Genomic DNA, 11,459 nt, shown 5'->3' with positions numbered 1-11,459 from the left:
CGGCGGCCGGCCGGCCGGCCGGTGCTGCTGGGGTCGCTGAAGTCGAATATCGGGCATGCTCAGGCGGCGGCGGGTGTGGCCGGGTTGATCAAGATGGTTGCGGCCATGGATCACGGCACAGTGCCGGCGACCTTGCATGTCGATGCGCCGAGTCCGCACATCGACTGGTCGGCGGGCGCGGTGCGGCTGGCCACCCGTAGCCAGGACTGGCCGGACAGCGGGCGACCGCGCCGGGCCGCGGTGTCGTCGTTCGGCATCTCCGGAACCAACGCACACGTCATCCTCGAACAGGCACCGCCGGACCCCGACCCGCCCCGGCACCCCGTGCCCGCCGTGCCCTGGGTGCTCTCGGCGAAGACCCCGGAGGCACTGGCCGCACAGGCCACCCGGCTGCTCGCGTACCTGGAGGCAACGGACTCGGACATCGACCCGGCGGACGTCGGACTCACCCTGCTCACCCGGGCACGGTTCGCCCACCGCGGCGTCGTGCTCGGCACGGACCGGGACGAACTGCTGACGGGGCTGCGCACCTTCACCGACGCACCGGAGCCGGGCACCGTGATCGGACGGACTGCGCTGCGCGACCCGGCCGAGCGGTTCGTGGCCGGCGGCGCGGTCGACTGGGCCGAGGTGTTCGCCGGAACCGGCGCGCGACGGGTCGACCTGCCCACCTACCCCTTCACCCGGCAACGCTTCTGGCCGACACCGGCCACGACGGACGCCACCACCGAGCGGGCGAGCGACATCATCACCGCGGTGCGCACCGCCATCGGCGGCGTGCTCGGCGCACACGGCACAGTCGGCCTCGACGACGACATCGTCGCCTGGGGACTCAACTCGCTGGCCGCCGTGGAACTGCGGGGCCGGCTGCAGGCGTTGACCGACCTGCGGATCAGCATGACCGACATCTTCGACAACCCGACGATCCGCTCACTGGCCAAGGTCCTGGACGAGCACCGTCGGTCCGGGAGGCCACAATGACCACCGATCCCGTCGCCACCCTCGGCTTCGACCAGTTGGTGCCGCCCATGATGGTGAACCGGCGGTCGCCCCGTGAGGTGTTCGTCACCGACCACGCGCCCGCCGGCGCGGAGGGATTCGCGATCGCCGTACGGGTCGCGCACGACCACCCCCTCTGGTCCGACCAGCGGACGCACCGGCACGACCCCGCAGTCGTGATCGAGGCGTTCCGGCAGGCGTTCGTCGTGGTACGGCACGCGTACCTCGGCGTCCCGCGAGGCACCCCGACGGCCGTGCAACAACTGAAACTGGAGGTAAAGGAGTTGCAGGCGTTCCGTGCCGACGGAACCACACCGCTGCGAGGCGTAGTCAAGGTACGCGTCACGCGCACAGGCGACACGCTCGACATCGCGGGCGACTTCTTCGTCGGCCGAGTACTGGCCATGACGCTCTCGTTCGGGAGCATCCTGTTCCCCCACGACTCCTACCGCGAGATCCGGGACTACCAGCGGGCGCGGCGGACCGCGGACCCGGGCGCAGCCCCGAAGGCCCAGCCGATCGAGCCCGAGCTGGTCGGGCGGTACGACCGAAGCAACGTGGTGATCGGGCCGCCCGCCGTGCGGCGCAACCAGTTTCCCCTGGTGGTGGACCGGTCCCACCCTTCGTTCTTCGACCGGGACTACGACCACGTGCCGGCATCGCTGCTCATCGAAGCCATGCGGCAGTCCGCGCTGCGCAGCGCGGCGGACTCGGGTCTGCGTACGGGCGAGGCGGCGCTGACCCGGGCCGAACTCGAATTCGGCATCTTCGTGGAAACCGACGTGCCCGCCACCTGCGCGGTGTCGGCGACCGGGCAGCAGGGAACGGTGACCGCGTCGGTCGGCATCGATCAGGCCGACGTCCGCGTCGCGAGCGGAATCCTGGAACTGACCGAGGTGAAGCCATGACATCCAGCGCCCAAGTACCGTCAATTCAGCGCTACTTCACGTGAAACACGGTGGCTCGAATACACCACTCGGGAGGCGGCTTCTATCGCATACTGCGGGCATGAACTTACGGAAGACGCAGCGGCGCAACAGGGTTCGCCGTCGTCATGGGGCCCTCCTGGCGACCGTGCACAGCGGAAGGCCGACATGACCGACACCCCGCGGCCCGCGGGGTGTCACCGGCCCTGGGCTGCGGACCGGCCGGGCGTGCCACCACCCCGGCGACGTGATGCGCTGCGCAACCGAGAACTGCTGGTGGAAGCCGCCCGCGATGCGTTCGCCGCCGAGGGGCTGCACACCTCGCTGGACCGAATCGCCCGGCGGGCGGGCGTGGGGAGCGGCACCCTCTACCGCCACTTTCCCAACCGTGAGGCACTCGTCGACGAGGTCTACTCCAGCACGCTCACCGACATCATCACAGCGGGCGATCGAGCTCTGGCCGTCCAGAGCGCGTGGACAGGTCTGACGAACTATCTGTACGCGGTGTTCGCGGCTCTGCCGACCGAGCGTTGTGCCGGTTACCCGGCCGGCCCCTGCCCTGACGGCGCGACAACCCTGGAGCTGATCCACGTACAGCATCGCCGGAACGTCGGCGCCCTGCTCCGGCAGGGGCAGAAGCAGGGCACGATCCGCCCCGATGCCACCAGCGAGGACCTGCTCTTCGTCATGGCCATGCTGGGCCGAGCCCTCCCCGCACTCCTCACGACCGCGCCCACCGCCTGGCACCGCCCGCTCGCCCTGCTCCTCGACGGCCTGCGCACCCACCCCGCAGCGTCCCGGCTCCCCACTCCCTCCCTCACCACGGACGAGCTCGACAACGTACTGCTTCCCGCTCCCCGGTAGCGCCCTGTACGGCGTGCTACAACGGGGCCATGGCGAAGACGCAGACCAACGTCCCCGTCGACGAATCGGGGTACGCGGGCATCGAGGAACACGCGGCCGCCGCCGGTATGGAAGTCAACAACTTGTTCTTTATCTACCGGCTTCGAATGACGACTCGAACTACGTCGCTCACCTGGGGACTTCCCGGACGCAGGGGCGGCCTTCGCTTGATCCTGTGCTCCGTCACAGAGATACGGGATCAACCGAAGGCCGTTGTCATGAGTGTGGTGCGCCGTGATGTCCGGAGGGAAGCGTTCGTGGAAGCGTCACGCTTCCGGGGCGAGTTCTACGAGTGTCTGACCGCACGGCGCGATGAGTTGTTCGAACCCACCGACGCGCTGCTGTGTGCGGACGGTGCGGTGAAGACCCCGGTGGACCTGACGTTGTTGCCGGAGCATCGCCGTGGGCACGGCGCGATGTACGGCGGCTTGAACCACGGTCGGCTCGATGTCGGCCGGCTGCGGGCGCTGGCAGGCCTGACGCTGCCGCGTTTCGACGGCGGGCGCCTGGTGCTGGCGGTTGATGTGTCGCCTGTGACGTAGCTGTTCTGCATGATTATTGATCTTGGTTGTGACCTGTCGTTGCTCAGTTGTACTGAGCGGTGTGTCTGTTCCGTGGGGGAGGCTTACGCGGGGTTGAGGCGTCGGGGGCGGGTGATTACGTGGGATGAGCTGGACGTTTATGGCTGCGCAGTGAGCTGAGTGTGGTGGCGGGTTTTGCGCAGTGGTTGGCGCGCCTGTAGGTAGGGGGAGTTGCTGGCTGTTTTCGGCAGGTCGGGGCGTGGGCTTGTTCAGCGGGTGGACAGGCGTTTCCAGAGCAGGTCGTGGTCGGCGGGTGCGAGGCGTGGCAGGTGGAGGCGGTCGGCGAGTTGGTGGAGGAAGGCGGTCTGCTGTGTGCGTGTCAGGGGGTGCGGGGGCAGGCGGTCGAGGGCCGCGGCGAGGGTGAGGGTCTCGGGATAGGTGATCAGTTCGCGGCAGGTCAGAGCGGGAGAGGCCGGGCCTGGCGGCATGCGGGGGTTGGTGGCGGTGAGCCGGTGCAGGCGTGTGTGCCAGCGTTCGTGCAGGTGCTGATGGTGGTCGTACCAGCGTGTCGTGATCGTCGATGCCCAGCTCAGGGAGGTCGGTGTCGCCGGGCGGCGCGCGCTCAGGTGGGCTTGGGTGAGTTCGGGGACAGCTCGGATGTTGAGGGGCGCGGGATGCCGGGGGTCGCTTGAGGCCTGCTGGTGGCGGGTGCAGATCATGATCCGGGGCAGGCCCGGCGACGGGTGGATCCACGCGGGGCTGCCGTGTGCGGGCTGCGGCCGATGGTGCAGGCGGTACACGCCGGCAACGGCTGCAGGGCGGGCTCGACCACATGCCAGCGGGCGGTGGCCGTGCCGTGCGCACCGGTGTGGGCCGACGAGGGCGCGGGCGGGCGCAGATGGGGCAGGGCTCGGGTGAGGTGCGCGATGGGGACGCGGACGAAGCCGGACAGGCGGCGGGCGGCCTCGGCGCTGAGGCGGATCTCGGCGGCGGGCGGGGCGTGCTCGGTGCCGGTGACGGTGGTTCCGTGGCCGTCGAGGAGCTGGGCGGGGCTGAGGCGGTAGGTGGCGGCGAGGCGGGTGAGGTAGGAGGCGGTGGCCTCGCCGGGCAGCGGGCGTACGCGTAGCGGGCCTGGCACGGATGGCCACATGGTGGCGGCCCGCACCGGGGGCGATGGCCTGGTTGCGGCCGGGGAGGTCACCGGCTGCGGCGGCGGGTGGGGTTGCGGGGCCGGTAGTGCTCTTCGGCGAGGTGGTCGAGCGCGATGCCGTCCAGCAGCCCTTTGGTGATGCGTTCGCTGCTGTCGAGGATGGCTTCGATGGCGGCTTGGCGGATGAGGCGGGAGAGGCTGCCGATCCGTCCGGCGGTCCGTTCGTGCAGGTAGGGGGCCAGCTTCGGCAGGCTGCCCGCCCGGTGGGCGTGCAGGTCGAGGGCCTGCTCGAGGGAGGCGATCAGCTCCCGGAACGGTTCCCGCTTGCCGGCTCGGGCGGGCAGTGCCCCGCAGTCGATCAGGGAGGCGCGTCCGGCCAGCTGCGCGCCGCGTACCCCGGTGAACACGGCGCTGTCGGTGACGTCGATGCCCGCGTAGACGAACGTGGCCCGCACGCGTTCGGTGAGATCTTTGAGCCAGTCGGCGGCCTCGGAACCGCTGGAGGTACGCGGGTTGAGCCGGTGGATCTCGTCGATCAGCACCAGCTTGACCCCGGCCGCGGCGTAGGTGTGGCAGACGGCGGTCGTGATCTGCGTGGTGGTCATGCGCGTGGTGACGGGGATGCCGAGGTAGCGGGCGAACTCCACGGCCAGTGTCTTGGCGGTGGCGCCGGGCGGCACCAGCACGTAGGCGACGGGCACGCTGTTGTCGCCGGGCGCGGCGCGGCGGGTGTGGGCCAGGTGGCAGGTCCGGCCCACTTCGAGCAGCGCGGTCGTCTTACCGGTCGTGGCCGGCCCGGTGACGATCAGGGACGGGCGTGCGGTGACGCTCTGGTGGCGGCCGAGGATCATCAGGGTGCGCACACTGCGCGAGAGGGTTTCGATGGCCGGGGTGCGCACGGTGACGAACTGTGAGTGGTAGGCCAGGCGTTCTTCCGGCGAGCGGGGAGCCTGGCCCGGCTTCGGTGGTGTGGGCGGTGCGGTGGTGGCGAACCGGGCGAAGGCGTCGAAGGTGGTGACTGTCCCTGCGGATGTCTCCTCGGCGGGGGGTGTGGTGGCGGGGCTGGTCACCAGTGTTCGGCCTCCTCGAAGGCGTCGTACAGCGCGAATCGGGCCGGCGGCGGGGACTCTTCACCACCGGCTTGGCTGTCGTCATCGTCATGGGCGCTGGCTTCGATGGCGTCGAGACTGTGCTCGGGGTCCCGTGCGGGATGCTGAGCCGGCGGTGTCCCCGGCGGGGAGTCCGCCGTCTGGGACGGGGTGGCAGCCGCTGCCGCGCTCCCGGTCAGGGGGCGGCTGCGGCGCAGGACCTGGTCGGCGGCGTCGGCGAGGGAGGCCTCGTGTGCCTCGCGGTCGCCACGCCGGTTGAGGGCGGCGCGGATGTGGCGCCAGGCGGTCTCGCCCATCGGGGCGTGGACGTGGTCGCGGTGGATCCACGGGATCTCGTGCAGCCGTCCGTCGGGCAGGCGGATGTAGATCTGTCGCACGTCGTGCGGGTTGAGGTGGACCTCCCACTTGCCGCCGGGGCCGGTGGGGGAGGGGCGGCCGCGGTGTTCATTCAGGCAGGCGTGGTCGTAGGTGCGGTAGTTGATACGGATGCCGCGGCCGGTGACGGGGTGGAAGCGCACGGGCAGGAGTTCCAGGTAGTCGGCGCCGGCCAGCGGCAGCGGCACGTACCCGGACGCGCCCAGTAGCGCGCCCCACATCTCGTTCGGGGTGAGGGCCTTCTTCGGCAGGACCGGATGGCGCAGGCCCTCGTGGGGGCGATGCTGCCAGCGGGCGGTGACCCACTCATCGAGCAGCTCCTGCAACTGGGCCACGGTGAACCGTGCTTCGTCCTCCACCGACCCGCCGCGCTCAAGGATGTGGGAGCCGGTGTAGCCGGCGATGTGCTGGGCGACGAGCGTGTTGATACTCCCGAAGGTCCGCTCGACGGCGCCTTTGGCGGCCGGCGAGCGGGGCGGCGTCGGCTGCACGCTCACCCCCAGGGTCTCGCAGGCGGCCAGGAAAGCGGCGGAGACGAAGATGGCCCCGCGGTCGATGACGATCGTCTCCGGCACCACCACCGGCCGCGCCGCCGCCTGCTCCAGCCGGTCGTCCAGGGCGAGCAGCCGGTCGTAGGGGACAGCGGCGTGGGCCAGGCGCAGATGGCCGGGCCAGCCGGGCCGCGCGGGATGGGGCACGGCCATCTCCGCCAGCAGCAGCGCCGCGTCCACGGCCTTGGTGCCCTCCTCACGCAGCACGGCCGCCACCACCGAGCGGGTCGCCACATCGAGAGCGATCGTCAGCTCCGGGCGCACCGGCTTCCCGTCCTCGCCGACGGCCATCACGTCGAGGCGGGTGGTGTCGACCTGCACCAGCTCGCCCGGCCGCAGCGCCACCGTCGGCGTGTACGGCCGTACCGGCGTGGTGGTGGCGGTGCGGGCGGGCCGTCCGGGATGCTCCAGAGGATCGGCGATCACGCGCACCAGCCGGTTGAACGTCGACGGCGGCGGCAACTCGACCGCGCCCGGCCCGTGGGTGTCGGCCAGGATCTGCCCGGTCAGCTCCCGCAGTCCCTTCAGCGTGCCGGTGGAGCGGCCGCGCTGGCGGCGCAGCGCCTCCAGCACGGCGGCCACCACCCGCTCATCGGCCCGCCCCGTCGCACGCGACGGCTTGCGGCGGGGGATCAGCCCGAGCAGGCCGCTCGCGTGGTAGCGGGCGCGCATGCGGCGCACGGTGGCCCGGCTGACCTGCGGCCAGCCCAGCCGGGCGAGTTCATCGGCCTTGGCCTGCTCCCGCTCGGCCATCGACCGCCGTGCCGGGTCGTATTCGGGTCGGGGCGTCCCACCGCTTGCCGGCCCGCCGGGCAGCCCGGTCTCGACCTCGCGGATGTGCCGCTGCCAGGCCAGGGCCCGCTCGCGCTCCCGCTCGGGCACCGACTCCAGTAGCCCCCACGGCGGCACGGCGGCGGCGGGGGAGTCCACCACGGCGAAGGTGGGGTCGGCGAACAGGAAGGAGGCGAGCACGGAGGCGGTCTGCCCGTGCTCGTCGACGAGGCGCACCGACGCCCCGGCCACGGCGGCCACCTGCCAGGCGCGGCCCTCGAACGTCACGTACGCCCCCAGCTTCACCTGCCGGTGCCGGGCGCCGGCCACCGGGCGGCCGCCGTGTGCGCTCACCACAGCTCGGCCTCCGCCCGCGGGTCGTACACCCCTAACCCGCCGGTATCCCGGGCAATGTGACCACCGGCATCGCCGCCATCAGCGTCGTGCACCGTCATGGCGCCGGCGATCCCCTCCACGGCCGCGACGTCCGCGGTGCGCCCTGCCTCACCGAAACCTTCGGTCGTCTCGCTGCCCGGCTGCGCGCCCGCGCCGCGGCGCGCAAGGACGCCGCCGGTGCGGCGCCGGACCATCTCGTCGAACGGGTGCAGGGTGTGCTCGCCCTGCGCCCACCCGACCGCGTGGAGCAGGCCGTCGGGCAGCCGGACGAAGACCTGCCGCGGGTCGTGGGGATGGTGGTGGACCTCCCACCGCTGGCCGCGGCCGCGGTGTTCGTCCAGACACGCATCGTCGTAGCGGCGCCCGCCCAGCCGGATCCCGGAATCGGTGAGGGCGCACCGGCGCGCCGGCAGCAGTTCGCCGTAGTGCTGCCCGGCCAACGGCAGCGGCACCATCCCGGCCACGCCCAGCAGCACCTCCCACATCTCCTTGGGGGCGAGCCCCGCCCGGGGCAGCAGCGGATGGCGCAGCTGCTCCTGGGGGCGCTGGTGCCACCTGACGGTGATCCATTCGTCCAGCAGGTCCTGCAACTGCGGCATGCTCCAGTACGCCCCGGCCGCCTCTCCCGCTCCGCATGCTTCTTCCGCCGTGGTGGCGTGCCGCGCGAACAGGCCGGCGAGGACCTCCAGCGTGCGCACGGCGCCGCGTTTTGCGCCCATCGTCCGCAGCGGGGCCGGCTCCAGGCTGATGCCCAGGCTCTCGCACACGGCCAGGACAGCGGAGGTGACGGCGGCCGTGGACTCGACGATGAGCGTCTCGGGCACGGCCGCCGGACGCGCCGCCGTGGCCTCGATCCGTGCGGGCAGTGACACCAGCCGCCGGGCAGGCCCGCCGGCATGGGCCTGCTCCAGCAGGGCCGGCCAGCCCGGGCGCTGTGGCCTGGGCACGGCCATCTCGGCCAGCAGCACCGACAACTGGACCGGCCCGTCCTGGGGCGGGTGCAGCACGGCGGCCAGCACGCAGCCGCTCGCCGCGTCCAGTGCCGCCGTCACCGTCACCGGCACCACACCCCCGTCCTCGCCCACCGCCCGCAATCCCAGGCGGGCGGTGGCGATGTGGACCCGCTCGGCGGGCCGCAGCGCGGGCGGCGGGCCGCCGAGCGGGCCGGGCCGGTGGCGGTGCGCGCCGCACTGCCCGGCGGCTCGGCCGGATCCGCCAGTGCCTTCACCAGCCGGTACAGCGACGAGCGGGCGGGCAGCTTCACCCGGGCCTGCCCGTGGGTATCGGCCACGATCTGCTCGGCCAGCTCGATGATCTGCAGGGTGGTGGTCTTCGACCGGCCGCGGCGTCGGCGCAAGGCCTCGAGTACGGCGGCCACCACCCGCTCGTCGGTACGCCCGGTGGGGGAGGATGTGCGCAGGTGGCGTTTGTCGACCAGCCCCCACAGCCCCTGCCGCTGGTAGACCAGCCGCATCCGCTGCACCGTGGTCCGGCTGGCCCTGGTCCAGCCCAGCGCGGCCAGTTCACGCGCCTTGGCCTCTTCCCGCTCGGCGAGGGTGAAGCGCTGCGGGTCGTATTCGGGCCGGGGCGCGCCACCGCCTGCCGGGCCGCCGGGCAGCCCGGTCTCGACCTCGCGGATGTGCCGCAGCCAGGCCAGGGCCCGCTCCTGCGCGGCCAGCGGCACCGTCTCCCACAGCGCCGGGGCTGGCGGCTCCGTGGCCGCGGGACCGGTCACCGAGAAGCCGGGCGCGGACACCAGACGGGCGGCCAGCACACACCCGGTGGCCCCGTCCTCGGCGGCCAGGTGCACCCGCCCGTCGACCAGGCCGGTCACCTGCCAGGTGCGGCCCTCGAACGTGACCTGAGCGCCCACCTCAACACACCGCCCACCAGGGGCGGTCACCACGTGCTTGCTCAACTCTCCTGCCGCTTCCCGTCGCCTGCGGCCGGGCCGGGCGTCACGAGGGTGTGCTCGCCCAGCGGCCGTGTCAGGTCCGCGGCCAGCCGACCGCTCCACAGCGCGTGGTAGAGCACCGGCAGCGCGGTGAGGACCTCGCCCGCCGCCGCGGCCCCGGCCATCAGCGGCCGTTCGGCGGCGAACGCCTCGAGCACCGCCTGCTCAAGGCCGCCTGCGTCACGATGGCGGGGGTGTCGGTAGCCGGCCAGCCACCGCACGTTCGCTGCCACCACCTTCTCGGGCGGCGCCAGACGCCGGTAGGTGAACCCCACCGCCGCACACGCCGCTTCAAGCACCGCGGCGGCACGCTCGGCCCGGCCGGCGGCGGGAGCCGTCGCGGCGGGGCAGTCGGCGAGCAGCGCGACCCCGTCGGCGTAGCGGGCGAACAGCTGCGGCACCCACGTCAGCACCCGCCCACTGTCAGGATCGCGCCAGATCAGCCGCACCGGCCGCGCCGACAGGCCCACCACGTGCGGATCGCGGTCCAGGACCATCAGCTGGGTGCACATCGCCTGCGAACCGTGCATCACATGCCGCCCGGTCGTGGCCGACCACCACCAGCCCGGCCCCCACCGCCGCCCCGGCACCACCGGGAACGCCGCTACCGGCGCCAGCTGCTCGAACCTGACCGCGACGGCGGCCTCCACCCAGCGGCGCTGCACCAGTGTGCCGTCCGCCCCAGCGAACTCCGCCTCCACCGTGCCCGGCTCCGGAACCCGGCAGGTATTGCCCGCGACGGCGGGCAAGCCGTCCTGCGTGCCGTCCTGGCTGCTATCGGTGATCACAAACTCCACATAACGCCATACCTGTCCTGTCGCGCAGGCGAACTGGCCGGTAACTCCAACTGTGGTGCTCAGTAAGCCCGTTGGGGTGCACGCGGGGTCAGGATGCCACCCGTACGCACTGGTGTCAGTGCGAACTCCTGCACTTTCCGGCTGCCTGGCCGCCCTCCTTCCGCACCACCCGCCGCACCAGAGCGGAGCGTGGTGCCAGGGCCGTTGCCCGGCCGCCGCCGGGTGCGTCAGTCTTCGCTACGGCCCGCGGCGAGCACCCGGGACAGCTCCTCGGCGGGCAGGCGCGACCACTGGGCCACCTCCTCCAGCGCCACCCCGGCCGCGACAGCCGCGGCAGCGGTATGCAGCACGGCCCGGTCGACCAGCTCGGCACTCTGACTGAGGTGCTCCAGCAGCGTGCGGGCCACCTCGGCGGTGGTGCCGCTCTGCACGCCGCGCAGCTGCGCCAGCTCCTCGCGGGCCTCATCGAGCAACTGCGTTATGTGGAAGCGGTGTTCGGCAGAAACGGTGGCACGCCACCTGGTACCCGAGCCGCCTGCCTGCGCCGCCGCCGCCATGACGCGCAGCTGGCCGGCCATCGTTGCGGGCTGCTGTTCCCGCTTCAGATACCACGGATCGTCCCGCCACCCCGGCGGCCCGCCACCCCGGCGGGCACGCACGATCGCACTCCTCCAGCTGCTCAGCGGGCCGCCGTAGTCGACCGCGGCCAGCGGCCCCAGCCAGTCCCGGTCCACCCGCTCGCCCAGCCGGTGGCAGAACGGGTCATCCCCGCCCCGCACCCGAGGCCGTGTCCCGCCGCTTGCGCGCCACGCCAGCTCGGCCATGGCCGGGTCCAGCAGCGCGTCGGCGACGGCCACCACCTCGGGGAAGACGACCGCGTCCCGGCCCACGATCCGCCACCGCTCCAGCTCATCCCCGGCGTTGCCGCCCGCGACCTGGTGCAGCCGCCGCGGCCAGACCGCCTCGCGCTCTCAGTGCAGGGCCTGTTCCCACCACCGGGCCACCAC

At 72.6% G+C, this 11,459-nt stretch carries 11 protein-coding genes and 1 pseudogene; 4 read left to right on the top strand and 8 right to left on the bottom strand.

All coding sequences use genetic code 11. The features are described from left to right. From ACFWR9_RS38385 to ACFWR9_RS38370, 4 genes and pseudogenes are all read left to right on the top strand, one after another. The coding region (locus tag ACFWR9_RS38385) for a ketoacyl-synthetase C-terminal extension domain-containing protein (protein ID WP_383851053.1) at positions 1-981 on the top strand (981 nt) is incomplete at its 5' end. Next, positions 978-1,907 (top strand): AfsA-related hotdog domain-containing protein, encoded by a 930-nt coding sequence (locus tag ACFWR9_RS38380; RefSeq protein WP_383851051.1) that lies wholly within the window; start codon positions 978-980, stop codon positions 1,905-1,907. The genes ACFWR9_RS38385 and ACFWR9_RS38380, both read left to right, overlap by 4 nt. A 186-nt stretch (positions 1,908-2,093) precedes the next feature. After that, entirely contained in the window at positions 2,094-2,789 is a 696-nt protein-coding gene (locus ACFWR9_RS38375; RefSeq protein WP_383851048.1) for a TetR/AcrR family transcriptional regulator, read from the top strand. A gap of 257 nt (positions 2,790-3,046) precedes the next feature. Next, a pseudogene (locus ACFWR9_RS38370) lies at positions 3,047-3,361 on the top strand (transposase); the annotation flags it as partial. A gap of 257 nt (positions 3,362-3,618) precedes the next feature. Here ACFWR9_RS38370 and ACFWR9_RS38365 read toward each other — a convergent pair. The 8 genes from ACFWR9_RS38365 to ACFWR9_RS38330 all read right to left on the bottom strand — a co-directional run bounded on the left by ACFWR9_RS38365 (position 3,619) and on the right by ACFWR9_RS38330 (position 11,342). Further along, positions 3,619-4,068 carry a hypothetical protein gene (locus ACFWR9_RS38365; protein WP_383851045.1) on the bottom strand — a complete coding sequence of 150 codons (450 nt, stop codon included), beginning with the start codon at positions 4,066-4,068 and terminating at the stop codon, positions 3,619-3,621. Further along, a complete protein-coding gene (locus ACFWR9_RS38360) occupies positions 4,065-4,487 on the bottom strand; it encodes a TniQ family protein (RefSeq protein ID WP_383851042.1) in 423 nt (140 codons plus the stop codon). Before ACFWR9_RS38360 ends, ACFWR9_RS38365 begins: the two co-directional genes overlap by 4 nt. 59 nt (positions 4,488-4,546) lie before the next feature. Next, complete coding sequence (locus ACFWR9_RS38355; protein WP_383851039.1) at positions 4,547-5,569, bottom strand: TniB family NTP-binding protein; 1,023 nt, start codon at positions 5,567-5,569, stop codon at positions 4,547-4,549. After that, positions 5,566-7,662, bottom strand: a complete 2,097-nt coding sequence (locus tag ACFWR9_RS38350; RefSeq protein WP_383851036.1) for a transposase — start codon at positions 7,660-7,662, stop codon at positions 5,566-5,568. The genes ACFWR9_RS38355 and ACFWR9_RS38350 overlap by 4 nt, the downstream gene beginning before the upstream one ends. After that, on the bottom strand, positions 7,656-8,786 hold the full coding sequence (locus tag ACFWR9_RS38345; RefSeq protein ID WP_383851033.1) for a Mu transposase C-terminal domain-containing protein: 1,131 nt from the start codon (positions 8,784-8,786) through the stop codon (positions 7,656-7,658). The genes ACFWR9_RS38350 and ACFWR9_RS38345 overlap by 7 nt, the downstream gene beginning before the upstream one ends. Further along, positions 8,756-9,619: a hypothetical protein gene (locus ACFWR9_RS38340; protein ID WP_383851030.1), complete on the bottom strand. Its 864-nt coding sequence runs from the start codon at positions 9,617-9,619 to the stop codon at positions 8,756-8,758. Before ACFWR9_RS38340 ends, ACFWR9_RS38345 begins: the two co-directional genes overlap by 31 nt. Beyond that, entirely contained in the window at positions 9,616-10,443 is an 828-nt protein-coding gene (locus ACFWR9_RS38335; protein ID WP_383851027.1) for a TnsA-like heteromeric transposase endonuclease subunit, read from the bottom strand. Before ACFWR9_RS38335 ends, ACFWR9_RS38340 begins: the two co-directional genes overlap by 4 nt. Positions 10,444-10,679: 236 nt before the next feature. Then, on the bottom strand, positions 10,680-11,342 hold the full coding sequence (locus ACFWR9_RS38330; RefSeq protein WP_383851024.1) for a hypothetical protein: 663 nt from the start codon (positions 11,340-11,342) through the stop codon (positions 10,680-10,682). Positions 11,343-11,459 lie beyond the last annotated feature (117 nt).

It is taken from the genome of Streptomyces sp. NPDC058534, assembly GCF_042717365.1.
Taxonomy (GTDB): Bacteria; Actinomycetota; Actinomycetes; order Streptomycetales; family Streptomycetaceae; genus Streptomyces.
The sequence above is the reverse complement of the archived record's forward strand: the minus strand, read 5'-3'. Positions and strand labels throughout refer to the sequence as shown.

Coding starts and splice junctions, on each gene's coding strand:
- ACFWR9_RS38365 (WP_383851045.1), bottom strand. CDS start 4,068: ATGATCTGCACCCGCCACCAGCAGGCCTCAAGCGACCCCCGGCATCCC.
- ACFWR9_RS38375 (WP_383851048.1), top strand. CDS start 2,094: ATGACCGACACCCCGCGGCCCGCGGGGTGTCACCGGCCCTGGGCTGCG.
- ACFWR9_RS38380 (WP_383851051.1), top strand. CDS start 978: ATGACCACCGATCCCGTCGCCACCCTCGGCTTCGACCAGTTGGTGCCG.